This window comes from Komagataeibacter melomenusus, assembly GCF_013155395.1.
In the GTDB taxonomy this organism is placed as follows: domain Bacteria; phylum Pseudomonadota; class Alphaproteobacteria; order Acetobacterales; family Acetobacteraceae; genus Komagataeibacter; species Komagataeibacter melomenusus.
Genome location: NZ_JABJWC010000009.1, coordinates 79788 through 103948, shown reverse-complemented (window position 1 = coordinate 103948; position 24161 = coordinate 79788). Strand labels below are relative to the sequence as shown.

Here is a 24161-nt window from a genome sequence, read left to right as displayed (position 1 = left end):
ATTGTGTGGGGGCTGGGGCCTGCGGGTGTAGGCGGGCTGTCATTCATGGGCGGCCTGCTGGCGGTGGCCTGTGGCGTGGGGGTGGCGCATCTGTTTGATGCCGCATCCATGCTGATGCTGGTTTTTGGTGGGCTGATCAGTTCGGCGCTGTTCACGGCGCTGCTGTCGCTGCTCAAATACATCGCCGACCCGCAGAACCAGTTGCCAGACATCGTGTTCTGGCTGCTGGGCAGCCTGACACAGGTTACGCCGCATGCGCTGGGTGTGATGGCAGGGCCGGTGGTGGTGGGCATCGTGCTGCTCAGCGCGTGCGGGCGCATGCTCGATGGCCTGGCCATGGGCGATGAGGAGGCCCGCACGCTGGGCATTCCGGTCGTGGCGCTGCGCTATGGCGTGATCGGGGCGGCCACGGTGCTGGCAGCGCTTACGGTCTCGGTCGCGGGCATGATTGGCTGGGTGGGGCTGGTGGTGCCGCATGTGGCAAGGCTGCTGGTGGGGCCGTGCAACATGCGCGTATTGCCCACAAGTGCGTGCCTTGGCGGCATGTTCCTGCTGGTATGCGATGATCTGGCGCGCACGCTTTCAGTTGAGGAAATTCCCGTGGGCCTGATTGCCGACCTGCTCGGTGTTGCGCTGTTCGTGGCCGTGCTGCCGCTGCTGCGGCGGGGGTGGCGGGCATGAATGCCGTGCTGCGCATGGATCATGTCAGTTTCAGCCATGCCGGGCGCGTTGTGCTGCATGACCTGTCATTTGGCATCAGGGCAGGGGAGATGACCGCGCTGCTCGGCCATAATGGCGCGGGCAAGACCACGCTGTTGCGCCTGCTGCTGGGGTTGACGCGACCGGGCTCAGGGCAGGTGCTGCTGGAGGGCAGGCCCATGCAGGCGTGGTCGCGGCGCGAGGTGGCGCGGCGTATTGCCTATGTGCCGCAGGGGCATGTGCCGCTGTTTCCCTACAGCGTGCGTGACATCGTGGGCATGGGCCGCCTGGCGGAAACACCCTTTGCGCCGGGCCTGCACCGTCATGACCGCGAGGAGGTGACGCACGCCCTGCATGCGCTGGGCATCACCCATCTGGCAGAGCGGCCCTATACCGAACTTTCGGGCGGGGAGCGGCAGGCGGCCCTGCTGGCCCGTGCGCTGGCGCAGGGCGCGCGCACGCTCATTCTCGATGAGCCGGAAACCGGGCTGGATTACGGGCAGAAGCAGCGGCTTTACGCCCTGCTGCGCACACTTGCCACGCAGGGCCATGCCATTGTGGCCACCACGCACGACCCGCTTGCCGCCGCCCGCGTGTTTGACCGCGCCATTGCGCTGCGACAGGGGCGGATCATGGCCGACGGGCCAGCCGCCGACATGCTTGAACCGCCCATGCTGGAACGGCTTTACGCTCCACGTGAAACCGGCGCCCAGGAATAAAAGTTTTTGGTGAAGCTTTTTTCAAAAAGCTTCGAAGCACATCGCATCGCGTGAATCACGCCCGGCTTCCCTTTCCGCATCGAGTTGGGGACCGAAGCCGGCCTGACCTTCGGCAAGGAAGTCGAAGTCTTCTGGAAGGGATTGAAATTGCTCAGGTGAAATAGGGGCTGAATGCTCAACCTGATCCTGCCACGACAAACCGGAGGGCATGAACCTGAAGGGATTTGTTTCGATGTAATAGAGTTCACAGATTGCATCGGGGAAGCGGAACTGTAATTGTCCGCCAATATTTGCCACGCCCGCGCGCCGCGCCGCCTTGATGATGAAGGGGATATCGGAAAGAGGCCAGACCCGTTCATTTCCGCTAAGCGTGCCGCGTTCCATAATGTCTGCTGGCAGAAAGGCTTCGGAATGGCAGTCCATATAGAGACCATAGCCACTGCGGCAAGAGGGCGCAAACGGGTATGCTGCCCAGATGCGTGCCACCTGTCTGTTTGTGCGAGTACCTGATCAGGCCTCCTTCAGTTACAGGGCCTACATGATGGTCATGCCCTGCTGCGCCATGCCAGAAGGCACAGCGCCTGCATGCAGACCGCCCCTAGTGGCAGCCACACAAATCCTGCCGTAATCCATGCGCACAGTTCCGGTGGCTGCGCTGCCCCACCTTCGATGTAATGGCCCTGTGACAGGCACTGCGCCAGAACAAACCCGGTCAGTCCCATTGCCAGTTTCGTGACCCATGTGTTGATCGAATATGCCAGGCCAGCCGCCCCGGTCGAGGTGCGCGGATCACCATCATCCACGGCTTCCGCCAGCAAGGTGTAATACAGGGGAGACATCACGCCCTGCGCCAGTGCCAGAAGTGCTATGGACAGGAAAAAACCCGTCATGGACGCACCCGCCACAGCCATCATCAGATAGGCGGCTCCCTGCGCGATCAGGCATATGATCCCGCTGTGCGCAGCCCCCATACGTCTTGCAAGCGGAAGGCACGCGGGCACGCCCGCAAACAGCAGGACAGTAATGAAGGTAATGATATTGGCGCCCAGCTGCTCCGTACCACCCAGAATGACGCGGGCGTAATACAGAATAAAGCCGAACAGGGCGGCCTGCCCCACAAAATAGAAAAACGCGAGCAGGTTGCTCAGCACCCAGTGCCGGTTTGCGCAAAGATGGCGCAGCGTGACCATAGGGTTCTGGCGGACGGGTGCCGGTGCATGCCGCACGGTGCAGCCACGCGCCACGCACAGCCATAACAAGCTGCCCAGAACGGACAGCGCCAGCACATAAACCGCCATGCCATACCGGTGTTGCGCCGCACTCTCGCCCCCACCGAGCCATGTGATGGCGGGAATGGTCAGCAGTGCCACAAGCAGTGATCCGGCCTGGCACCCCATCATGCGGAAGGCATTGAGGCCAACCCTCCCTGTGGCGGAGCGGCTCATCAGGACCGCCAGCGCACCATAGGGCGTGTTAATGCAGGAATAGATGGCGCCAAACACGATATAGGTCGCGCCAGCCCACGCCACTTTCCCCGTGGGCGAAAGTGGCAGGGCCAGAAAGCACAGGAAGCCTGTCAGGCCGAAAGGAATGGCAAGCAGGCGGATCAGGCGCGGTATGATCAGCCCGCCGATACGGTCAACAACATAGCCGATGGCCGGATCGCAGAAGGCATCCACAACACGGGCCACCAGCAATATCCATGATACGGCAACCAGCGGCAGCCCATATATGTCCGTATAATAATACATCAGGTAGGATGACGTCATGCCCCACATCATGTTGGAGGCAGCATCACCGCAGCCATAGGCCATCTTTTCTTTTACCGAAAGCGCCTGCCTGTTCTCCATTATCCTGCTTTTCCGGAAATTTCAGGTCCAGCCGCACGCTATCATGTGGTTGTAAAACGGCAAGCTGTGCTGGGCGCCATCAATTCAACGTAAATCAGGCCATGAATGTTTCCGCCTTCCGGGCCACGCGCTCCTCAGAAAACATAAGGAAGTTTTTGGTGAAGCTTTTTTCAAAAAGCTTCAAAGAACGCTGCCTTTTTGGAAAAAGGCAGCACCCAAGAACTTCTGTCTTTCATGGCATTTTTCCAACGCAGGCCAGAAAACCATACCGCCCCCCATGCGTCTGCCTGACATCCCCCTCAAGCAGGACGTTTTCCCATGAAAGCACTGACCTGGCAGAAAAAAGGCAGGATCACCTGCGAAAGCGTGGCTGATCCCGTCATTATGGATGGGCATGACGCGATCATCAGGGTCACCGCCTGCGCCATCTGTGGCTCCGACCTGCATCTGATGGATGGCATGATGCCAACCATGCAGTGTGGCGACATCCTTGGCCATGAAACCATGGGCGAGGTGGTGGAGGTGGGGCGTGACAACACCCGCCTTACGGTGGGCGACCGGGTGGTGGTGCCCTTTACCATCTCCTGCGGGGCGTGCCGGCAATGCAGATGGGGCAACTGGAGTTGCTGCGAGCGCACCAACCCCAATGGCCGCCAGCAGGCCGAGACCTTCGGCTACCCGCTGGCGGGGCTGTTTGGCTATTCGCACATGACGGGTGGTTTTCCCGGTGGGCAGGCGGAATATCTGCGGGTGCCACATGCGGATGTCGGGCCGATCATCGTGCCCGAAGGGCTGAGTGATGATCAGGTGCTTTTCCTGTCCGATATCTTTCCCACCGGCTATCAGGCCGCCGAATACTGCGACATTACGCCCGAGGCTGAAAAGACCATTGCCATATGGGGCTGCGGCCCGGTGGGGCAGATGGCAATCCGCTCATGCTTCCTGCTTGGGGCCAAACGGGTCATCGCCATCGATCAGGTGCCCGAGCGGCTGGCCATGGCGCGGGCGGCGGGGACCGAGACGATTGATTTCGGCACGGAAAACATCCAGCACACCCTTGTTGAAATGACCCATGGGCTGGGGCCGGATGCCGTGATCGAGGCCGTGGGCATGGAAGCCCATGGCGCGGATACCATGATGCAGAAGGTCGGCTCGGCCCTGCTGTCAGCCACCACGCTCGAGCGGCCTTTCGCGCTCAACCAGGCCATTCTGGGCTGCAGGCCCGGCGGCATCGTGTCGATGCCCGGCGTGTACGCGGGTGCGCTGGGGCCGGTCATGATCGGGCTGCTGATGAACAAGGGCCTGACCCTGCGCACGGGGCAGACCAACGCCCAGAAATACCTCCAGCCGCTGCTTGAACGCATCCGGAACGGCGAGATCGACCCCTCCTTCGTCATCAGCCACCGCTCTGCTGATCTTGAGGAGGGGCCTGCCCTGTATGAGAAATTCCGCGACAAGAAGGATGACTGCATCAAGGTGGTGTTCTACCCGCATGGTCGGGGCTGACAGGACGGAATGAGACGGGTCATCAAAACAATCGATTTGCCACAAAGGAGCGGACAGTCCACTTTCGCTATCGAAACAATTCGGCGTAACCGCGAAAGACCAGGACATGAATCAGCGTCGCATAGCCGTCGTACAGGCGGGAACCAGCCTGTTCGACACCCCCCGGACCCTTGACCGTATGGAGGCGCATTGCGATGCCGCCGCGGCACAGGGTGTCGAACTTGCCGTTTTCCCCGAAGCCTATATTGGCGGCTATCCCAAGGGGCTGACATTTGGCGCCGTGCTGGGAAGCCGCTTTCCCGAAGGGCGTGACGATTACCTGCGCTACTGGAAATCGGCAATCAATGTACCAGGACCGGAAACGATGCGGATCGGTTCCTTCGCGGAGAAGATGAAGGCACATATCGTGGTCGGCGTCATTGAACGCGATGGCGCCACGCTTTACTGCACGGCGCTTTTCTTCGGGCCTGATGGCGCGCTGCTGGGCCGGCACCGCAAGCTCATGCCCACAGGTACCGAGCGGCTGGTATGGGGGCAGGGCGATGGGTCCACCATTCCGGTGTTCGAGACAGGGATTGGCCGTATCGGTGCCGCCATCTGCTGGGAAAATTACATGCCCGACCTGCGCCAGAGCATGTATGCACGCGGGATCAACCTGTGGTGCGCGCCAACGGTGGATGAACGCGACATCTGGCAGGCCTCGATGCGGCACATCGCCTATGAGGGACGGACGTTCGTGCTCAGCGCCTGCCAGTACATGACCCGCGCCGATGCACCGGAAGCCTATGACTGCCATCAGGGCAACAATCCCGAGACCGTGCTCATCCGTGGCGGCAGTGTTATCGTCAATCCGCTGGGCGAGATCATTGCAGGCCCGGTTTATGACCGGGAAGCCATCATTACCGCCGATATCGATCTTGATGATGTCATCCGGGGGAAATACGATCTCGACGTAGCGGGACATTACGCGCGCCCCGATATCTTCACGCTGCACGTCAATGATGCCGCGCAGCGCCCGGTATCTTTTGCCGCGCCGGTTCCCCCCGCGCCCGAGGCGGAAGCCGAATAGGGATTGCCCGGCAGCAGGGGCGCGGGTGCGTCGTGCGCCCGTGCCGCTACAGGTTGGCCGTCAACTGAATGCCCAGCACCGCAGCATCATGGAAGGTGGTCGTGGCACCGGGGTGCTGCAGGTACTGGAAGTCGAACTGCATCGTGGTGGAATTGCGCAACACGTGCGTGCTGTAAAACGCTTCGTACACATTTTCCCAATGCTGCACGCCCCATACCGGGCCCCACTGGTTGCTCAGGTAGGGCAGGCCCAGCGCGCGTGAGGATTCCTGCTGCAGCGACAGCGTGCTGCTCATGTCCATGTGCTGGAACATGGCCCCGATCTGGTCCTGCCTGCGGTGCCAGGGCGAGCCTGATTCGACAAGGCCGATCCATTCATGGTCGCGCATGGCCACGAGGTTGCCCTGCGAATAGCCGGCACCGCCCACCGCCACCAGCCCCTCCGCCACACCGGGGCCGTTGCGCACCAGCATCTGGTCGAACATGAACCATGCCGTGCTCATGCCCGCCTCATACCGGCGTGGCTGGCCCGTCAGCTGGAAGGAGTTGCCATGAATATCGGAATAGAGGTTGGGATAGCGCGAATTGTCATACCATGCGCCAAGCTTGTAGTTGCCGCGCAGCGAATTCTTGCCAAACCACGGCATCCAGCCCAGCTCAACCTGCGATGTGACCTTGCTCATCCCGCTCTGGGCCAGCGCCCAGCCCGAAATGCCGCCGTTATAGGAATGGGGTGACACCATGAAGATGCCCCCCATGAGATAGACCTTCTTGGCCGGAAAGACGCGCAGCACCCCGCCCAGATTGCCCGAAGGCCAGTCACGCCCGCCCGGCACGTATTTGCCCGGCGCGAAATTGCTGCACACCGACACGTTCATGAAAGAACAGGCCACGTAATCATAGGCAAAGAAGCTGCCGGTCGGAATATCACCGCCGGAAACAACGATCCGTTTGTTCAGGAACGTCTTCTCGGCATACATCGCCACCAGATGCGCCACCACATTGCCGCGCCCGCCATAGATCTGCTCGGGGTTGGTGACGGAATCACCCAGGTTGTAGCCGAAATTGCGCCCATGGCCGTTGATGACAAGCATGTGGGTCCATAACCCGCTCACATGCGCAAGCCGCTGCCAGTCAATATCGAGTTCGCCGGCCACCTGGCCTGCCAGCACGTCCGAGCGCGTGCGCCCGCCGCGCACATTGCCCATGAATTCCTCATTGATGGCGAAGTTGAGGTACAGGCCATGCCTGTTCAGCCATTTGCGCGCGCCAAACCACTGGCCAAGCATGTGCGGCGCGCCATGCAGGGAAGGCACCTGCGGGTCAACCACGGCGTTGCCCCACCCTTCAAGCGGAAAGGCATGGGCGGCGTAGGGTTCAAGTTCGACGGGCAGGGACTTGGAGGTTTCACTCTGGGCAAATGCGTCATCGATGCAGATCATGGCCATGAAAATCAAAGCAATCGATGTCAGTATTTGCTTCACGAGGCATCCGTTCCAGAATTTCCCGATAATTGCATTATTTTCACAATTGACTTCAAATTATAAAATCTAATTAATTTGTAATATTTTGCACATATTTAATAAAGTCAGTGTGAATTGATGTAAAATATCTGCTATTTAAAATAAAAATATTAAAAAAAGTTCATGAAACTATATTTCTGGTAAATTTACATCCATCAAACGCGCCTGAAGTCATAATCAGTCTAAGCCTGTGCTGCAAAGCAGGGCATAAAATGGCAGAAGTATTTTATGAAAATAAGGTGCCCGCCTGGAAATACATCTGTATTCTTGCACAGGAAAAAGGAAGGAAGCATTCTGGACATGCCTGAAGCGTAAAGAAGTTTTGGTGAAGCTTTTTTCAAAAAGCTTCAAGGAACGCCGCCATCTTGCAAAATGGCGGCACCCAAAACCCTTTTTCTGTCACCCCCGCAAGATTACTCGGCTTCGGGCGTCTCGCCCGCTGCGGTGGCGGTCGCATCGTCACGTTCAACCACCTTGATGGAATCCCCCACCAGCCCTTTTGCAAAGGCCTCGGCGGAGAAGGGGCGCAGATCCTCCGCCTGTTCGCCCACGCCCACCAGGTGCACCGGCAGGCCGAACGCATCGGCCAGGGCCACCACAATGCCGCCGCGCGCCGAGCCATCGAGTTTGGTCACCACAAGCCCGGTCACGTTGACCAGTTCCTTGAACACCCGCACCTGCTCCAGCGCGTTCTGCCCGGTGGTGGCATCAAGCACCAGCAGCACGGAATGGGGCGCGGTTTCATCAAACTTGCGCATGACGCGGATGATCTTGGCCAATTCCTCCATCAGCGCGCTCTTGTTGTGCAGGCGGCCCGCGGTATCGACTAAAAGCAGGTCGGCACCCTCCGCCGTGGCGCGCTTGAGCGCCTCGAACGCCAGCCCCGCCGCATCGGCATTGGGCTTGCCCGCAATCACCGGCACGCCGGTGCGCTCGCCCCAGACCTGAAGCTGCTCGACTGCGGCAGCGCGGAAGGTATCGCCCGCCACCATCATCACCTTCTTGCCCTGCTCGCCATAATAGCGGGCCATCTTGCCGATGGTGGTGGTCTTGCCGGTGCCGTTCACGCCCACCACCAGCACCACATGCGGCTTGTGCCTGGGGTCAGGCTCGAAGGGAATGGCGACGGGTTGCAGGATTGTGGCAATTTCCTCGGCCAGAGCCTGGCGCACTTCCTCGTCCGTTACTTCCTTGCCGAATTTGGAGCGGCGGAAGGACTCGATCACCTTGCCCGCAACGCTGGGGCCAAGATCGGCGGAGATCAGCAGGTCTTCCAGGTCTTCGAGCGCCTGGTCATCAAGCTTGCGCCGGGTAAAGACGGCGCTCAGCCCGCCGCTGAGTTTCTGCGTGGAGCGCGAAAGCCCCGCCTTGAGACGTGAAAAGAAGCCAAGAGCCATATCAGAGAATTTCCGCCACCAGTCCGTTATCGTCAACCGCCACCGGGCGCACCGTCTCGATCCGCCCCGCTGCGGATACCGCGCCATCAGCCAGCCTGACCGGCGCGAATTCCTCGGAGTGTCCCGCCATGTCCGTTTCCATCAGCACGCGCAGGGTGCGCCCGCGCAGGCGTTCATGAAAGTCGCGTGCCGCCTGTGCCCCTGCTGCGCGCAGGCGGGCCGCGCGCTCCTTGCGCGCGGGCACCGCAATGGCGGGCATGCGGGCCGCTGGCGTGCCGGGCCGCTCACTATAGGGAAACACATGCAGGTAGGGCAGGGCGTGTGCGTGCACGAATTCGAGTGTCTGTTCAAACAGCGCCTCATCCTCGGTCGGGAAGCCTGCGATGATGTCCGCCCCGATGCCGATATCGGGTCTGAGCGCCCGCGCCCGCGCCACGACGGCGGCGGCATCGGCCGTAAGGTGGCGGCGCTTCATGCGCTTGAGGATGATGTCGCTGCCCGCCTGCAAAGACAGGTGCAGGTAGGGCATGAAGCGCGGCTCGGATTCGAGCAGCTTCCAGATATCCTCGTCAATCTCCACCGGATCAACCGAGGACAGGCGCAGCCGCTCGAGTTCGGGCACCAGCGCCAGCAGCCTGCGGCACAACTGGCCCAAAAGCGGCTTGCCCGGCAGGTCATGCCCCCATGAGGTAATATCCACGCCCGTCAGTACCACCTCGCGGTAGCCGGACTGCACAAGGGCGCGCACCTGCTCCACCACCGCGCCGACCGGCACCGAGCGCGACGGGCCGCGGCCAAAGGGAATGATGCAGAAGGTGCAGCGATGGTCGCAGCCCTGCTGCACCTCGACAAACGCGCGGGTGCGCCCGGCAAATTCGGTCACCAGATGCGGTGCGGTCTCACGCGCGGCCATGATGTCGGACACGGCATGGCCTTCGCCCAGCGCCATCTCGCTCCAGCTTGCGGCTTCCAGCTTCTCGCGGTTGCCCAGCACGCGGGTCACGCCGGGCAGGGCGGCCCAGCGCGCGGGGTCGATCTGGGCGGCGCAACCGGTTACCACGATGCGCGCATCGGGCCGCTCACGGTGGGCACGGCGTACGGCCTGCCGCGCCTGGCGCTCGGCTTCGCCCGTGACGGCGCAGGTGTTCACGATCACCACATTGTCCAGCCCGGCGGCGTGGCTGCGCATCACCTCGCTTTCATAGGTGTTGAGGCGACAGCCGAAGGTGAGGATTTCGGGCTTGGTCATCGTGGATAATCTTCAGGGTTGAACTGGCCCGTAAAGCTGGTCACGGCGGGACCGGTCATGAGCACGTGGCCGTCCGCCTCGCGCCACGTAATGTTCAGTTCGCCGCCATCCATCGCCACCGTGCAACTGCGTTCCACCAGCCCGCGGCGGATGGCGTTGACCACGGCGGCACATGCACCCGAGCCACAGGCCCGCGTCAGCCCGCTGCCACGCTCCCACACGCGCAGGCGCATGGCGGCCGGTGCGGTGACATGGGCAAAGCCGATATTGGCGCGCTGGGGAAAGAGCGGGTGGTGCTCGAGTTCCGGCCCCGCCATGCACGGGTCCAGCGCATCGGGGGCGGGCAGGAAGAAGGTCGCATGCGGGTTGCCCATCGAGACTGCCGCAGGATTGCCCGCAATGGGCAGGTGCAGCGTGTCCATGGCTTCGGCCAACGGCACATCTTCCCAGCCCTGCGCCGGCACGCCCATATCGACCGTGACTACGCCGGGGCGGATGATCGTGGCAGGCAGCACGCCCGCGCGCGTCTGGAGCCCGACCTGCGTATGGCCGCTTTCACGCGCCACAAGGTCGGCAACACAGCGCGAGGCATTGCCACAGGCACCGGATTCCGAGCCGTCGGCGTTGAAAAAGCGCACGAACACATCAGCACCTGCGGCACAGGCCGGGCGCAGGATCACGAACTGGTCGCAGCCAATGCCAGTGTGCCGGTCGGACAGGGCGGCAATGCGGGCAGGCGTGAGGTCATGGCGCTGCGTGCGCTCATCGACCACCACAAAATCATTGCCCAGCCCGTGCATTTTCAAAAAACCGGTCATCATCCGTCCTGTATAGCGGTTCGCCACCCCTTTATGCGAGCGGGATGGCACCGCCCGCGCCCGCTTGCAAGCCCGATCAGATAAAACGCCCCGGCTTTCCGCGCTGGAGCACCTCGATCCTGTAGCCATCGGGGTCGGTGATGAAGAAGAACCTTCCCACGAACCGCTCGCCACACGCCATGTCCTTTACCGCCAGCGGGGCAAGGCCGGCCTGCGTCAGCCGGGCATGCTCGGCATCGACGTCGGCGACCGATACGGCAAGGTGCCCATAGCCGTCGCCAAGGTCATAGGGCTTGGTGCGGCCGTGGTTTACGGTCAGTTCCAGTTCGAATGTCTGTTCATCATTCGACAGGTAGATAAGGCTGAAGGTATCAAAAACAAGCCGGTCGGCCACGGTCAGGCCGAAGGCGGTTTCATAGAAGGCAAGGCTCGCGGCTTCATCAAGCACGCGGATCATGGAATGGATCATACGGGCCATTCGGCTTTTCTCCTGTTCTCCACGGCACGGGGCGTGATACGCCCACCCCGTATCGCATTGTTACACCTGCACTGTCTGGCACATTCATGAACGACCTGCACGGGTTCCACCCGCATTCCTTCACCGTCGCCTCTTCTGAGTCCGATACGCTGTTCTATTCGCGCAGGCCCACCGGCCCCCAGTTTGACCAGGGCGCGCAGACAGCCATCACTGCGCTGTATCGCACGCTCCTGCCCGAGGATGGCAACATTCTCGACCTGATGGCAGGCCCCGACAGCCACCTGCCGCCCGACATGGAATTTGACAGCGTGATCGGCATTGGCGTGAACGCGCAGGCGCTTGATGCCAACACCCGCCTGACCGACCGCGTGGTGGAGGACATCAACGAAACCCCGGACCTGCCGCTTGCCGATGAAAGCATGGATGCCGCCCTTTTGTGCGATGTGGTGCCCTACCTGCGCCAGCCGGTACAGGTGCTGCGTGAAGTCGCCCGCGTGCTGCAACCCGGCGGGCTGGTCATCATTACCTATGGTGCGCGCTTCATACCGCAGAAGGCCACGGCGCTGTGGCAGGCGCTCGAACCCGATGACCGGGGGCGCATGCTTGGCGTGCTGTTGCAACGCGCGGGGTTTGGCCCGGTGGATACCGGCAGCGTGACCCCCGCGCCGGAGGATATGTTCTGGAAGGACGCGGTCACGGCGCTCACCGCCCGCCGCCCTGACATTTTGTAACATTGGCTGCCGGGGCGGCCATATTCCGCCATGATGCGCGTGGCACAAACAGCACGGCGCGGCGGATCATGGCTTATTAAAACAAATTATCATTTACCCGGCCTGCCAGACATGTTTTGTCACATCCTGTCTTAAACCTGTTCTGGGGCCTCCTGGCGATACATGCAGATTCCGTTCCTCTCCGGCAAGCCCGCTGCCCGTCTGGCCAGCCTGCTCATGCTGTGTTCCGTTCTGGTGCCCGTGGCTGCCGCATGGGGCGATGAGGACCCCGAATCGCTGGATGTCATGGAGCGCCAGATGGCCCACCTGCAGGAGCAGCAGCAGGCCCTGCAAAATGAGCTTGCCGCCATGCACCAGCAGATAGCCCAGCACCGCGCCCGCCTTGGCGGCACGTCGGCTGCGGGCAGCGGTGGCGCGGGCCACCCGCTTGAGGTCACCGGCTCGGGCGGGCATGTGCGCGGCGGCTGGGTGCCGGTGGAAGGCCATGCACCGCAGCGGGCGGCGGTGGCGGGCGGCGAGCGCGTGGGCCGCCCCCATATTGGCGGCTATTCCGATCCCACCTCCGAGCTTGGCGACCAGCCCACGGTTGAATCCGTGGTGGCGCACCGCGAGGAAGACCTGATCTCGCACATGGCCAACAATAATGTCGGCCCCCATAACCGTGAGACGGTGGGCGCGCAGTCGGCGGGTGCGCTGGGCAGCAAGGTATTCCATCTTGGCCCGGTGGCCATCATCCTTGGCGGGTTTTTCGATGCGGCGGCGCTGGTCGAGAACCGGCAGGTGTCATCGGGCATCTTCAACTACTGGAACGCCATCCCCTTCCGCGACAGCTCGAACTTCCACACCACCAACTTCAATGGCGATGCGCGGTATTCGCGCTTTTCGCTCATGGCGCGCGGGCAGCTCAACCCGCACCTGACCGTGGCGGGCTTTGTGGAAACCGATTTTGGCGCAAGCGCCGAGACCACCAACCCGTACGAGAGCAATTCCTACGTGCCCCGGCTGCGGCAGGCTTACCTGACGCTGGATGATTCGCGTGCGAACACGCATTTCCTCATCGGCCAGGCCTGGACCATGCTCACGCCCGACCGCGTGGGCATCGTGCCCCGCCAGGAAAGCCTGCCCGAAACGATCGAATCCTCCATCCTCGCGGGCCAGACCTGGTCGCGGCAGTGGCAGGTGCGCATCGTCAAGGACTTCCTCAAGCACCGCCTGTGGACCGGCCTGTCGATCGAGAACCCCGCCACCATCTATGACACCACCGGCTTCTCCGCCGCGGGCGACAACGGGGAATACAGCCTGGCCAATGGCGGCTACGCCAAGCTCGGCTCGAACGGCGTGGGGCTGAGCAGTGCGACCACCAACTATTCCAACGAGATCGCGCCCGACATCATCGGCAAGCTGGCATGGGACCCCGCATGGGGCCATTACGAGGTCGAGGGCGTGGTCCACTTCCCGCATGACCGTTCGGTCATCAATGGCGTGGGCGAGAACCATACCGCCATTGCCTGGGGGGTAGGGGGCTCAATGATCCTGCCGGTCATTCCGCACCGGCTGGAAGTGCGGCTGGCAGGGCTGGCGGGCAAGGGCATTGGCCGCTACGGCTCGGTGCTGCTGCCTGATGCCACGCTGCGCGCCAATGGCGCGCCCGCCCTGCTTTCAAGCGCGCAGACCACGGCAGGCGTGATCGCGCACCCCAACAAGGTGATCGACGTGTATGGCTATTTTGGCATGCAGCGCTCGGGCCGCAGTTATTTTGATGAAGATGGCGGCAGCTATGGTTACGGCAATCCCAATGCCGATAATACGGGCTGCATGACCGAAGGCTCGGATCTCAACTCCGCGGCACTCGGCGGCTGCACCGCCAACATCCGCTCGGTGGAGGAGTTCACCATCGGGGCATGGTACCGCTTCATCCACGGCCAGTACGGCACGGTGCAGGCCGGCACGCAGCTGGCCTATTCGCGGGTGCATACATGGGGCGGCATGGGGGGCGCGCCCACGACCAGCCTGAGCGAGATCTTCTTCGATTTCCGCTACCTGCCTTTCCAGTAAGGCAGGCGTGCCACGGCGGATATTGCGTCTGGCCGGGAAAAAGGGGATGGTGGCCCCGCAATCGGGAAGAACGGAAAGGCCTGCGCTCATGTCTATCAGGTTACGGCACTTGGTCCTTGCGGCGTGGCTGGGCGCTGCTGTCGCGCCAGGTGTGGCCATGGCGGAGGGCGGCCATGCCGATGCAGGCAATGAAGACCCCGGCGAGGCCTCGCAGCGCCATGCCACCATGCACCAGCTTTCCAAAAAGCCGCCGCTGCCTACCCTGCACATGGATTACAGCCAGTACCGCTTCATCCCCAAGGGGGACCGGATCAAGGAACAGCCTGACCTGAAGCGCCTGTTGTTCTGGACCCCCACCGGCGAGCCTGATGGCTATGCCGAGAAGCGCGGCACCGCCGTGCTGTATTACGACCGCACCGGCAAGGCCGTGCGCGTGGATACCAACCCCGACAACCGCTAGGCGGTAGCCGGAATTCCAGCCCCGATGGCGTGAGGAAGACCAGCGTGACGGTTTCGCAATCCTTTCTTTCCTTTGCGCTTGCGGCCCTCATTCTGGCGTTAACCCCCGGTCTGGATACGGCGCTCGTGCTGCGCACCGCCTCGCGGGATGGGCGGGCAAAGGGGGTGGAAACCGCCCTGGGCATCGCCTGTGGCTGCCTGGCGTGGGGTGTGGCCGCAGCAACCGGGCTGGGGGCGCTGCTTGCGGCCTCGCGTCTGGCGTTTGATATGATCCGTGTCTGTGGCGCGGCCTATCTGTTATGGGCTGGCGTGAGAATGTTGCTGTGGCCCCGTAGTGACATGCTGGCCGCTGAGACCGTCCGGCGCGGGCCGCCACGGGGCCATTTCCTGCGTGGGCTGTGCCAGAATCTGCTCAATCCCAAGATTGGCGTCTTCTATATTTCCTTCCTGCCGCAATTCGTGCCGGCGCATGTGCGGGTCGGGCCCTATCTGTTCGTGCTCTCGGGCGTGCAGGCGGGGGTGAGCCTGCTCTGGCTGGTGGTGGTGGCCTGCATGGGGCATTCCCTTGCACGCCTGCTGCGCCAGGGGGCGACGGCACGCCTGATGGATCGGCTGACCGGCAGCATCTTTATCGGCTTCGGGCTGAGGCTGGGCCTGTCGCGGCACTGAACGGCCGTTTGAAAAAGGCAGGGCGCGCATGAAAAAAGGGACCATCTGGCGATGGTCCCTTCCTGCACGTAACGGCGTGGCCGGTCAGATGGGCATGGCCCGTTCAAACACGCTTTCAAGCGCCATGATGCCGGGCAGGGTCTTGCCCTCCAGCCATTCAAGGAAGGCGCCGCCAGCACTCGAGATGTAGGAGATATGCTTCTCCACGCCTGCATGGCGCAGGGCGGAGACCGTATCGCCACCGCCTGCAATGCTCTTGAGTGCGCCCGCATCGGTCAGGCGCGCGACCTCGCGCGCCACTTCATTGGTGGCCGTATCGAAGGGCGTGATCTCGAACGCGCCCAGCGGGCCGTTCCAGACCAGCGTTTTGAGCGTGGCAAGCTTCTCGTTGATCAGCCTGACCGTCTCCGGTCCCACGTCGAGCGCCATGGCATCCGCCGGGATGGCGCCGACCGGCACCGTGCGCGTGGGCACGTCCGCCCTGAAGTCGGTTGCCGTCACGACATCAACCGGCAGGATGATGGCGCAGTTCTTTTCCTTCGCCTTGGCCATGATGGCACGCGCGGTGTCGTGCATCTCGGCCTCCTGCAGCGAGCGGCCCACATCCACGCCCTGTGCGGCGAGGAAGGTGTTGGCCATGGCGCCGCCAATGATCAGCATGTCCACCTTTTCAAGCAGGTTGCCGATCAGGTCGAGCTTGGTCGAGATCTTGGCCCCGCCCACGATCGCACCCACCGGGCGGGCAGGGTTCTCAAGCGCGATGTTGAGCGCGTTGAGTTCCGTCTCCATCAGGCGGCCTGCAAAGGAGGGCAGCAGGCGGGCCACGCCCTCGGTCGAGGCATGGGCGCGGTGGGCGGCGGAGAACGCATCATTGACGTAATAATCCGCCAGTGCCGCGAATTCCTTGGCCAGGGCCGGGTCGTTCTGCTCCTCGCCGGGGTAGAAGCGGGTGTTTTCGAGTACCACCACGTCGCCATCCTGCATGGCGTCCACGGCCTGCTGCACCTTGGGGCCGGTGCAGTCATCGACAAAGGTGACCGGGCGGCCGAGCGCATCGCCAAGCGCGTCGGCAATGGGGCCGAGCGACATTTCAGGCACCGGCTTGCCCTTGGGGCGGTCGAAGTGACTGACCACAATCACCTTCGCCCCCTTCTGGGCCAGTTCCTGGATGGTGGGCAGCAGGCGCAGGATGCGGGTTGCATCGGTGATCTGGGCGTTGCGCACCGGCACGTTCAGATCAGCGCGCAGGAGGACCTTCTTGCCCGTGGCATCAAGGTCATCGAGCGTCTTGAAGCTTGCCGCTCCCATTACAGGGCCCCGAACACGGCGGCGGTGTCGGCCATGCGGTTGGAGAAGCCCCACTCATTGTCGTACCAGCTGCAGATGCGCACCAGCCTGCCGCCATCGATCACCGCCGTCTGGGTGGCATCGAAGCTGGAGGAGGCGGGCGAGTGGTTGAAATCGGTGCTGACCAGCGGCGCCGTGCTGTAGGCGAGAATGCCCTTGAGCGGGCCCGACTCGGCGGCCTTGCGCATGGCCTCGTTGACTTCCTCCACCGAGGCCGGGGCCTTCTTGGGCACGAAATCAAGCGAGACGAGTGACACGTTGGGGGTCGGCACGCGGATGGCGGTGCCATCGAGCTTGCCCTTGAGGTGCGGCAGCACCAGCCCCACGGCGCGCGCGGCCCCGGTGGAGGTCGGGATCATGTTCAGGGCGGCGCCACGCGCGCGGCGCAGATCCTTGTGCAGCGTGTCCACCGTGCGCTGGTCGCCGGTATAGGAGTGGATGGTGACCATGTAGCCACATTCGATGCCGAACGTGTCATCAAGCACCTTGGCCACCGGGGCAAGGCAGTTGGTGGTGCATGAGGCATTGGAGATGACGGTCATGTCCGGCGTCAGCACGTCCTGGTTCACGCCATAGACGATGGTGGCGTCCACGCCCGATGCCGGGGCGGACACGATCACCTTGCGCGCACCTGCGGTAATCAGCTGGGCGGCCTTTTCCTTGTCGGTAAAGCGGCCGGTGCATTCAAGGGCCACGTCCACGCCCTTGAAGGGCACCTTCGTGGGGTCGGCCTCGGCCGAGACGGTGATGGGGGCGTAGGTGCGGCCATTGGCCGTGATGATGATCTGGTTGCCCTCCACCTTCACCTCGGCGGGGAAGCGCCCGTGCACGCTGTCATAGGACAGCAGGTGTGCGTTGTCGGCCACGCTGCCCAGGTCATTGATGGCGACGGGCACCACGTCGGTGCGCCCGCTTTCAATGATGCCGCGCAGCACGAGGCGACCGATGCGACCAAAACCGTTTATTGCGACTTTAACAGCCATGTTCTTATTATCTCCGTAAGGGTCAGACATGTTCACACACTGGCATCGAGCGATGCCAGCCCGGATGGTGGAGGCGCGCCGTTTCCTCCCGCGGTTTCCATCGTGGTTCCGGCATGGGGGCGGAGCAGCCGCATGGCGTCGCGGCAGATCCGCTCCGGCGTGATGTCGGCCGGGCCGTCGGGCCGGTCAGGCGTGGGGGAGGCCCCGAACCCGTCAATGCCCACGAACAGCCCGCCCGGCCCAAGCCAGCGATCCCATCCAAAACCCGATGCGGCCTCGATTCCGATCCGGGGCGCTGTTCCCAGCACGGCAGCACGATACGTCATTTTTTGGGCGGCGAACAGTTCCCAGCACGGAAGTGATACAACCGCCGCCCCGATGCCTGCCGCGTGCAGCAGCGCGCGCGCCGCCAGCGCCACGATGGCCTCGTGCCCCGTGGCCACCAGCGTGACCTGCCGTGGGCCTTCGGCTTCGGCCAGCACATAGCCGCCGCGCGCGCACAGGTTGGTCAGGCCATGCTGTTCGCGCTCGGGCACGGCGGCGGCGGTCGAAGGAGCGGCTTCCAGCACCAGCAGGCTTGGCCCGGTCGTGCGCCGCAGGGCCAGTTCCATGCATTCCATGGTCTCGCGGTGGTCGGCGGGGCGGAACAGCGCCATGTTGGGCATGGCGCGCAGGCTGGCCAACTGCTCGACGGGCTGCCAGCCGCCCGCGTTCTCGCCGCGTGGCAGCTCGTCATCGCTGAGCAGGTAGATCACCTGCTGGCCGGTCATGGCGGCGTAGCGCAGGGCGGGGCGCATGCGGTCCACCGCGATGATGGTGGTGGCGCCAAAGGCCAGCAGCCCGTCATGCAGCGCAATGCCGTTGAGCAGGGCGGCCATGCCATGCACCTGCGTGCCGCATGAAAGGTCGGGCTCGCCGCTGCTGCGCCGCAGGGCGGAAAAATCGGGCATCATGCCCTGGCGCGAGCGCAGGCAGGTCAGTTCGGGCAGCAGTTCATGCAGGGTTTCGAGCCCGCGCCGCGCCGAGAAGGCAGCCGAGGCGCGGGCCAGCAGCGCGCCGTGCTCGCGCCATGAACGCTGCCAGTCAGGCTGCCAGAAGGCGGGGCGCTGGTTGCGCGCCATGCGCTCGAACTCGGCTTTCTGCCGGTCCTTGAACAGGCGGCGCAGCCACGAGCGCCGCGCGCTCGCCCCCCGCCGCGCCGCGCCCGCCCACAGGCCCGGATCATCGACAAAGGGCTGCGGCGGGTCGGTCTCGGGCGCGGCGATGCACGCGATCAGGCACGGCTTGTGCGTGCGCTGGGCGGAGGCGATGGCCGTGGCGATCTGTTCGGTATTGCCTGCATCGACCTTGCGCACCGACCAGCCCGATGCGCTGTAGCGCGGCAGGATGGTGTCCACCTCATCGCGCTCGCTGTTCCACAGGCCCACCACCAGGGTGACGCGGTCAAGGCCGAGTTGGCCCGCCAGGGCCGCACTTTCCAGCGCAACGCCGGTGGAAAGCTCGCTCCAGCACCCCAGCGCCCACACGCGGTGGTTGACCACCGAGCGGCCAAAGCGGGCGGCCAGCTTCTGCTCGGCCAGCGCCATGCCGATCGCCGCCCCCAGCCCCTGCCCGTTGGGGCCGCAGGCCTGCCGGTCGGTCGCGGCAGGCGTGTCGGGGCGTACGACCTGGCCCGACAGTTCGGCCATGATGCGCGGCAGCACCCGGTAGCGCGGCGAGGAGATGACCAGGCGGTCACGGTCCGGCCAGTCGGGGCTGGCCGGGTCGAAGCGCAGGAAGCGACTCCACAGCACCGCGCAAAACCCGGCCATGACCCGGGCATGCGGGGCATGCCGCCGGTCGGTTTCATGCACGCCGATGGCATGGCGGATCGCCGTCGCCAGCCGCTCGGGCATGGAAGGGGCGGCGGGAGACGGGGGCGGGGAGATCACGCTGGCTTGGTCTTCGGGCATGCGGCGTCGTCCATGGAGCAGGAATGATCGGTCGGAGCCGGTGGAGTACTGTTACTGCGCCCGGTGCCCCGCGGCAACATTGCTGCACGCGCCCCTATGCCCGGCGGGGTGGATACTGTATCTGTAGCGGGTCATGCCCCGTCCGTCCCCCCGCTTCGCCCGCCGTGCCCTTGTGGTGGCGGCCCTGTGCCTGCCAGCCATGGGCGGATGCCGGCTGCTCAGCCAGAAAACCTTCAACCGCCACGCGGGCGATCCGCCCAGCCTGCCCGCCGCTCCGGTGCCCGCGGTGCCGACCATCGCGGCGCCGCCGCTTGTCACCATCGTGGCGGGCACGCCGCCTGCGCAGTGGCAGCCCGCGGTCAGGGCCGCCGTGGCCGATGCGCTCTCGCGCAAGCCCAACGCGCTGTTCACCATCGTGGTCAACGTGCCGGCCGGGGCCGCCAGCGGCGTGCCGGACATGAAGGCGGCGGTGGATACGTACGGCCAGCCGGTGCTGCAGGCGGTGATCGATGCGGGCGCAGGCACCGCCCAGACCGAGATGGATGCCCGCGGTGTCCCCCCCGGCAGCGCAACGCAGGTCTGCATTTACGTCGAGTAGTTCAATGCGGTTTTGCAATTTCCGCCCCCGTCATGCCATAAAGGCGCTGTCGCCGGTGGTTAACCGCCAGCCCTGGCGCCGATGAGGGGTGGTTTCACCCCCCGGCTCGGGCCACCCCGCACGGTGGGCGTAATGAATGAAGGCCCCGTAAACACGATCGGGGTATGCCATGGAGAAAACCAGCAGTGTCCAGTAATCATGTGGATGGGCATCCGTTTTTCCGGTTCTGCCAGACGGCGCTCGAGGACATTCGCGCCCAGGGGCGATACCGGCAGTTTACGCCCCTGGCACGGCTGGCCGATCGCTACCCGCTCTACGAACAGCCCGAGACCGAGGCCACGCCGTCCACGCCCGCCTGCCCAGAAGACCGGGAGGTCGTGGTCTGGTCCTCCAATGATTACCTTGGCATGGGGGTCGAGCCGGTTGTAACCGAGGCCGCGATCCGCGCCATCCATGAGCACGGGGCAGGCGCGGGCGGCACGCGCAACATCGCGGGCACGAGCCCGGTGCATACCGCGCTGGAGGCGGAACTGGCCGACCTGCATGGCAAGGAAGCGGGGCTGCTGTTCGGCTCGGGCTACGTGTCGAACCAGGCCTCGCTCCAGACCATCCTTACAAGCATGCCCGGCTGGATCTGCTTTTCCGACCGGCTGAACCATGCCTCCATGATTGCGGGCATCAAGGGCGCGCGCGGGTCGAGCACGGTCATTTTCGAGCATAACGACCTGGCCGATCTTGAAGCCAGGCTGGCCGCGGCCCCCAAGGATGCGTCCAAGCTGATCGCGTTCGAGAGCGTGTATTCGATGGATGGCGATATTGCCGACATCGCGGGCACCTGCGCCCTGGCCCGCAAATACGGCGCCATGACCTACCTTGATGAAGTGCATGCCGTGGGCCTGTACGGCGCGCAGGGTGGCGGCGTGTCGCAGCGCGATGGCGTGGCCGACCAGGTGGACATCATCGAGGGCACGCTGGCCAAGGGCTTTGGCGTGCATGGCGGCTACATCACCGCCTCGAGCAATATCGTGGAATATCTGCGGCTGACGGCCTCGGGCTTCATCTTCACCACCGCGCTGCCGCCTGCGGTCGTGGCGGCGGCGCTGGCCAGCGTGAAGCAGGTGCGCAAGGATAACTGGCGGCGCGAGCGCATTTTCGAGCGTGTCGACACCTTCCGCGCCAAGCTCCGGGCGGCGGGCATTCCGTTCAACATGACGCCGAGCCACATCGTGCCCATCCCCGTGGGCGATGCGCGGCGCTGCCGCGAACTGAGCGACCGGCTGCTCAATGACTACGGCATGTACACCACCCCCATCAACTACCCCACCGTGCCGCGTGGCACGGAACGGCTGCGCCTGACGCCGGGGCCGCGCCATACCGATGCGATGATGGACGAGATGGTGGCCGCTCTGGGCAAGCTGCTGCGGGTCAATGACCTGGCCGAGGCCTCCGCCGTGGCCATGGCCTGAAACTGCGCCCTGTAAAGAATAGCAGTTTTTGGTGAAGCTTTTTTCAAAAAGCTTCGGGAGGGCGCTGTCTTTTTGAAAAAAGGCGGCGCCCGGAAACCTTTGTTTCCTTAATGATTCTGCGCGATGGCCTTCTTCAGGTCATCGTAGCTGACGGCGCCGGGAATGATCTGGCGGGCGTTGAACACGAAGGTGGGCGTGCCATCGAGCCCGATCGCGCGCGCGAGTTCCATGTTGGCCTGCAGGATGGATGTGACCTTCGCGCCATTCATGTCACTGACAAGCTGGGTGGCGTTCAGTCCTGCCTGGGTGGCCAGCGTGCGCATGCGCTCGACCGTGGGCTGCACGGAATCGTTCATCACCACGCCCTGCATGCGGAAATAACCTTCCTGCCCGCCCTGCACGAAGGCTGCGACCAGCGCCTGCGAGGCGATCAGGCTGGGCTGGCCGAGCACGGGAATGACCTTTTCAATAATGCGCAGGTCCTTGTTCTCGCGCGTCAGGCGGTCGAGGTCGGGCAGCACCTTGCGGCAGTAGGGGCAGCGGGGATCATAGAATTCGACAACGGTGGTCTGCCCTTTGGCATTGCCCAGCACGCCATCGCTTGCGGTGGGCGTGGTCAGGTCGCCACGGTGGCTTTCCAGCGCGGAGCGGGCCGCGTTCTGCTGGGCGGCACTGGCGCTGGTGCGCAGGGCGGCAATGGCATCGGACAGGATGGTGGGGTCGGTTTTCAGCGCGTTGCGCATGATCTCGACAATTTCCTGCCGCTGGGCGGGGGTGAAACTGGCCTGTGCCTCCGCAGCCCGGCCCGCACCCGCCGTGGCAGCCATCATCGCCCCCGTGGCGAGCAGGGTGGGCAGCAGGCGTGGCCGGTTGCGGCGTGGCGAAAGAAAGGTCACGGGTTTGCTCCGTTGTCATGTCGCGATAGGGTGGTGTGTAAAGGATCGGGCAGCGGAAAGAAATGGGCCATGGGGCCGTGCGGGCGCCATGCCTGTTGCCGATGGCCCGGAAGGCCGCTAAGTCGTGAAGGGTCTGCTACGATCGCGCGGTCGTTACGCGCCGTTGAACGGAATGAAGCCGACCTGCCCATTGGAGAAGCGTTGCGTGCCTGAGCATTCGTCGATCACCCCTGTCGCCCGTCGGTACATGCGTACGGCGCTTTCGGCTGTTCTTGCCATTTCAGTTACGGGCTGCGCGTTCAAGAACTATTCGCCCGTCAAGATCGTCTCGAGCATGTTCGGCCCCTCGCCGGGGCAGTTGATCGGCACCGTCTCCTCCGATGAGCCGCAGGCCACGCTGGTCGGGCGCGACATCCTCCAACGCGGCGGCAATGCGGCGGATGCGGCCACGGCCATGGGGCTGGCTCTGGCCGTGACCCTGCCTTCGCGGGCCTCGCTTGGCGCGGGGGGCGCCTGCCTGGCCTACCGCCCGGGTGACCAGAACGGGGGCCGCGCCTTCATGTTCCTGCCCGTGGCGGGAACAGTTGACGGGGTGGGCATGCCGCATGCCGACCGCCCGGCAGCGGTGCCCATGCTGGCGCGCGGGCTTTACCTCATGCACCTGCAATATGGCTCGGCCGCGTTTTCCGAGATGGTGCCGGGCGCGATCGCGCTGGCGGCCAATGGCATCAATGTCAGCCGCCAGCTTGCCACCGATCTGGCCGCAGTCCAGGTGCCTTTGCTGGCTGATGCGGGCGTGCGCGCGGTCTTCGCCCGCTCGGATGGCAAGGCGCTGGCCGAAGGCGATGCGCTGGTGCAGACCCATCTTTCCGGCGCGCTGGACCAGATCCGCAGCATGGGCGTGGGCGATCTGTATAACGGCGCGCTGGGCCAGTCTTTTGTTGCGGGCAGCCAGAAGGCCGGTGGCGGCCTGGCCATGGCCGACATGCGCGGGGCCATCCCGTCCGAGCGGCTGCCGCTCTCGCTCAGCAGTGGCGAGACGCAGGTCAGCTTCCTGCCGCCGCCTGCCGATGGCGGGCTGGGTGCTGCCGTGGCGTTCCGCGCCGCGTCCTCATCTGACGCGGCAACACGTGCGCAGGCCAGCGTTGCGGGCTGGCGGGCGCAGAATGGCAGCCACGCCAGCGGCACGGGCGATGACCTGACCGCCCGCGCGCAGGCTTTTGTCAATGCAGGCGGGGCTGGCGGTGGCGGGCTGCCGTCGCTGCCGGCTTCCACCTCGTTTGCCGTGGTTGACCACGGCGGCATGGCGGTGGCGTGCAGCCTGAGCATGGACAACCTGTTCGGCACCGGGCGCATGGCGGGCAATACCGGCATCGTGCTTGGCGCCTCGCCCGCGCGCCTGCCGCAGCCGCTTTATGCTGCCGCCATTGCCAGCCAGGGCCGTGCCTTCCGCGCGGTGGTGGCGGGGTCGGGGCAGAACGACGCGGCAGCGGCAACCGGCATCGCCATGCGGCAGCTCCTTGCGGGCCAGACGCCCGATGCCCATCCTGTAACCGCGCAGGGCCGTGTCAACGCCATATCCTGCCCGCGCGGGCTGCCCGGTGATGGCGCGACCTGCACCGCCGTGACCGATCCGCGCGGCGCGGGGCTGGCCATGGGGCCGCGCTAGAGCGCGGTCATCGACCGGCGGCCTTCAAG

At 64.2% G+C, this 24161-nt stretch carries 22 protein-coding genes; 11 read left to right on the top strand and 11 right to left on the bottom strand.

The window, feature by feature from the left end; translation table 11 throughout:
* Positions 1–681 (top strand): FecCD family ABC transporter permease (locus HNW77_RS05865; RefSeq protein ID WP_172156033.1); only part of this gene is annotated, 681 nt, incomplete at its 5' end.
* On the top strand, positions 678–1418 hold the full coding sequence (locus HNW77_RS05860; protein ID WP_172156031.1) for an ABC transporter ATP-binding protein: 741 nt from the start codon (positions 678–680) through the stop codon (positions 1416–1418). The genes HNW77_RS05865 and HNW77_RS05860, both read left to right, overlap by 4 nt.
* Before the next feature lie 21 nt (positions 1419–1439).
* Here the strand turns inward: HNW77_RS05860 and HNW77_RS05855 are convergent, their stop codons facing one another.
* Both HNW77_RS05855 and HNW77_RS05850 read right to left on the bottom strand, forming a co-directional pair.
* Complete coding sequence (locus tag HNW77_RS05855) at positions 1440–1841, bottom strand: hypothetical protein (protein ID WP_172156029.1); 402 nt, start codon at positions 1839–1841, stop codon at positions 1440–1442.
* A gap of 122 nt (positions 1842–1963) precedes the next feature.
* Positions 1964–3268, bottom strand: coding sequence for an MFS transporter (locus tag HNW77_RS05850; protein WP_172156027.1), 1305 nt, complete (start codon positions 3266–3268; stop codon positions 1964–1966).
* Positions 3269–3586: 318 nt separating this feature from the next.
* On the opposite strand from HNW77_RS05850, the gene HNW77_RS05845 reads away from it, so the two are divergent.
* Positions 3587–4774, top strand: coding sequence for a zinc-dependent alcohol dehydrogenase (locus HNW77_RS05845; protein WP_172156025.1), 1188 nt, complete (start codon positions 3587–3589; stop codon positions 4772–4774).
* Between the two features lie 106 nt (positions 4775–4880).
* Positions 4881–5843: a carbon-nitrogen hydrolase family protein gene (locus HNW77_RS05840; RefSeq protein ID WP_172156024.1), complete on the top strand. Its 963-nt coding sequence runs from the start codon at positions 4881–4883 to the stop codon at positions 5841–5843.
* A gap of 46 nt (positions 5844–5889) precedes the next feature.
* Here HNW77_RS05840 and HNW77_RS05835 read toward each other — a convergent pair whose 3' ends face one another.
* The 5 genes from HNW77_RS05835 to HNW77_RS05815 all read right to left on the bottom strand — a co-directional run bounded on the left by HNW77_RS05835 (position 5890) and on the right by HNW77_RS05815 (position 11307).
* Positions 5890–7290: a carbohydrate porin gene (locus HNW77_RS05835; RefSeq protein WP_172156048.1), complete on the bottom strand. Its 1401-nt coding sequence runs from the start codon at positions 7288–7290 to the stop codon at positions 5890–5892.
* Positions 7291–7778: 488 nt separating this feature from the next.
* On the bottom strand, positions 7779–8762 hold the full coding sequence (ftsY, locus tag HNW77_RS05830; protein WP_172156023.1) for a signal recognition particle-docking protein FtsY: 984 nt from the start codon (positions 8760–8762) through the stop codon (positions 7779–7781).
* Between the two features lies 1 nt (position 8763).
* On the bottom strand, positions 8764–10011 hold the full coding sequence (mtaB, locus tag HNW77_RS05825; protein ID WP_172156022.1) for a tRNA (N(6)-L-threonylcarbamoyladenosine(37)-C(2))-methylthiotransferase MtaB: 1248 nt from the start codon (positions 10009–10011) through the stop codon (positions 8764–8766).
* Complete coding sequence (gene dapF, locus HNW77_RS05820) at positions 10008–10832, bottom strand: diaminopimelate epimerase (protein ID WP_172156021.1); 825 nt, start codon at positions 10830–10832, stop codon at positions 10008–10010. The genes mtaB and dapF overlap by 4 nt, the downstream gene beginning before the upstream one ends.
* Before the next feature lie 73 nt (positions 10833–10905).
* Entirely contained in the window at positions 10906–11307 is a 402-nt protein-coding gene (locus tag HNW77_RS05815; protein ID WP_172156020.1) for a VOC family protein, read from the bottom strand.
* A gap of 86 nt (positions 11308–11393) precedes the next feature.
* Between HNW77_RS05815 and HNW77_RS05810 the strand changes: the two genes are divergently transcribed.
* The 4 genes from HNW77_RS05810 (at position 11394) to HNW77_RS05795 (ending at position 15221) form a co-directional block, all read left to right on the top strand.
* Positions 11394–12038 carry a class I SAM-dependent methyltransferase gene (locus HNW77_RS05810; protein WP_172156019.1) on the top strand — a complete coding sequence of 215 codons (645 nt, stop codon included), beginning with the start codon at positions 11394–11396 and terminating at the stop codon, positions 12036–12038.
* 162 nt (positions 12039–12200) lie between these two features.
* Entirely contained in the window at positions 12201–14093 is a 1893-nt protein-coding gene (locus tag HNW77_RS05805; RefSeq protein ID WP_172156018.1) for a hypothetical protein, read from the top strand.
* Positions 14094–14250: 157 nt separating this feature from the next.
* Positions 14251–14553 (top strand): hypothetical protein, encoded by a 303-nt coding sequence (locus HNW77_RS05800; protein ID WP_172156046.1) that lies wholly within the window; start codon positions 14251–14253, stop codon positions 14551–14553.
* 44 nt (positions 14554–14597) lie between these two features.
* Positions 14598–15221 (top strand): LysE family transporter, encoded by a 624-nt coding sequence (locus HNW77_RS05795; RefSeq protein WP_172156017.1) that lies wholly within the window; start codon positions 14598–14600, stop codon positions 15219–15221.
* 84 nt (positions 15222–15305) lie between these two features.
* Here HNW77_RS05795 and HNW77_RS05790 read toward each other — a convergent pair whose 3' ends face one another.
* Genes HNW77_RS05790 through HNW77_RS05780 form a run of 3 tightly spaced genes read right to left on the bottom strand, consistent with a single transcriptional unit; the run spans position 15306 to position 19503 of the window.
* The gene (locus HNW77_RS05790; protein WP_172156016.1) at positions 15306–16529 is read right to left on the bottom strand and encodes a phosphoglycerate kinase; all 1224 of its coding nucleotides are present in this window, start codon (positions 16527–16529) and stop codon (positions 15306–15308) included.
* Positions 16529–17551, bottom strand: coding sequence for a type I glyceraldehyde-3-phosphate dehydrogenase (gene gap, locus HNW77_RS05785; protein ID WP_172156015.1), 1023 nt, complete (start codon positions 17549–17551; stop codon positions 16529–16531). Before gap ends, HNW77_RS05790 begins: the two co-directional genes overlap by 1 nt.
* Before the next feature lie 32 nt (positions 17552–17583).
* Positions 17584–19503 (bottom strand): transketolase-like TK C-terminal-containing protein, encoded by a 1920-nt coding sequence (locus tag HNW77_RS05780; protein ID WP_172156013.1) that lies wholly within the window; start codon positions 19501–19503, stop codon positions 17584–17586.
* A 133-nt stretch (positions 19504–19636) separates the two neighbouring features.
* Here HNW77_RS05780 and HNW77_RS05775 point away from each other — a divergent pair, with 133 nt between their 5' ends.
* Positions 19637–20101 (top strand): hypothetical protein, encoded by a 465-nt coding sequence (locus tag HNW77_RS05775; protein ID WP_172156011.1) that lies wholly within the window; start codon positions 19637–19639, stop codon positions 20099–20101.
* Between the two features lie 164 nt (positions 20102–20265).
* The gene (gene hemA, locus HNW77_RS05770) at positions 20266–21567 is read left to right on the top strand and encodes a 5-aminolevulinate synthase (RefSeq protein ID WP_172156009.1); all 1302 of its coding nucleotides are present in this window, start codon (positions 20266–20268) and stop codon (positions 21565–21567) included.
* Between the two features lie 107 nt (positions 21568–21674).
* On the opposite strand, the gene HNW77_RS05765 is transcribed toward hemA, so the two are convergent.
* Positions 21675–22463: a DsbA family protein gene (locus HNW77_RS05765; RefSeq protein ID WP_172156007.1), complete on the bottom strand. Its 789-nt coding sequence runs from the start codon at positions 22461–22463 to the stop codon at positions 21675–21677.
* A gap of 247 nt (positions 22464–22710) precedes the next feature.
* Here HNW77_RS05765 and HNW77_RS05760 point away from each other — a divergent pair, with 247 nt between their 5' ends.
* Positions 22711–24132 carry a gamma-glutamyltransferase gene (locus HNW77_RS05760; protein WP_172156044.1) on the top strand — a complete coding sequence of 474 codons (1422 nt, stop codon included), beginning with the start codon at positions 22711–22713 and terminating at the stop codon, positions 24130–24132.
* Positions 24133–24161 lie beyond the last annotated feature (29 nt).

Bases quoted from the DNA above. Each gene is read 5' to 3' on its own strand.
- HNW77_RS05845 (WP_172156025.1), top strand. From the start codon at position 3,587: ATGAAAGCACTGACCTGGCAGAAAAAAGGCAGGATCACCTGCGAAAGC.
- HNW77_RS05850 (WP_172156027.1), bottom strand. From the start codon at position 3,268: ATGGAGAACAGGCAGGCGCTTTCGGTAAAAGAAAAGATGGCCTATGGC.
- HNW77_RS05775 (WP_172156011.1), top strand. From the start codon at position 19,637: ATGCCCCGTCCGTCCCCCCGCTTCGCCCGCCGTGCCCTTGTGGTGGCG.
- HNW77_RS05855 (WP_172156029.1), bottom strand. From the start codon at position 1,841: ATGGACTGCCATTCCGAAGCCTTTCTGCCAGCAGACATTATGGAACGC.
- hemA (WP_172156009.1), top strand. From the start codon at position 20,266: ATGCCATGGAGAAAACCAGCAGTGTCCAGTAATCATGTGGATGGGCAT.
- dapF (WP_172156021.1), bottom strand. From the start codon at position 10,832: ATGATGACCGGTTTTTTGAAAATGCACGGGCTGGGCAATGATTTTGTG.
- HNW77_RS05840 (WP_172156024.1), top strand. From the start codon at position 4,881: ATGAATCAGCGTCGCATAGCCGTCGTACAGGCGGGAACCAGCCTGTTC.
- HNW77_RS05800 (WP_172156046.1), top strand. From the start codon at position 14,251: ATGGCGGAGGGCGGCCATGCCGATGCAGGCAATGAAGACCCCGGCGAG.
- gap (WP_172156015.1), bottom strand. From the start codon at position 17,551: ATGGCTGTTAAAGTCGCAATAAACGGTTTTGGTCGCATCGGTCGCCTC.
- ftsY (WP_172156023.1), bottom strand. From the start codon at position 8,762: ATGGCTCTTGGCTTCTTTTCACGTCTCAAGGCGGGGCTTTCGCGCTCC.
- HNW77_RS05760 (WP_172156044.1), top strand. From the start codon at position 22,711: ATGCGTACGGCGCTTTCGGCTGTTCTTGCCATTTCAGTTACGGGCTGC.
- HNW77_RS05780 (WP_172156013.1), bottom strand. From the start codon at position 19,503: ATGCCCGAAGACCAAGCCAGCGTGATCTCCCCGCCCCCGTCTCCCGCC.
- HNW77_RS05815 (WP_172156020.1), bottom strand. From the start codon at position 11,307: ATGGCCCGTATGATCCATTCCATGATCCGCGTGCTTGATGAAGCCGCG.
- HNW77_RS05790 (WP_172156016.1), bottom strand. From the start codon at position 16,529: ATGGGAGCGGCAAGCTTCAAGACGCTCGATGACCTTGATGCCACGGGC.
- HNW77_RS05860 (WP_172156031.1), top strand. From the start codon at position 678: ATGAATGCCGTGCTGCGCATGGATCATGTCAGTTTCAGCCATGCCGGG.
- HNW77_RS05805 (WP_172156018.1), top strand. From the start codon at position 12,201: ATGCAGATTCCGTTCCTCTCCGGCAAGCCCGCTGCCCGTCTGGCCAGC.
- HNW77_RS05810 (WP_172156019.1), top strand. From the start codon at position 11,394: ATGAACGACCTGCACGGGTTCCACCCGCATTCCTTCACCGTCGCCTCT.
- mtaB (WP_172156022.1), bottom strand. From the start codon at position 10,011: ATGACCAAGCCCGAAATCCTCACCTTCGGCTGTCGCCTCAACACCTAT.
- HNW77_RS05835 (WP_172156048.1), bottom strand. From the start codon at position 7,290: ATGGCCATGATCTGCATCGATGACGCATTTGCCCAGAGTGAAACCTCC.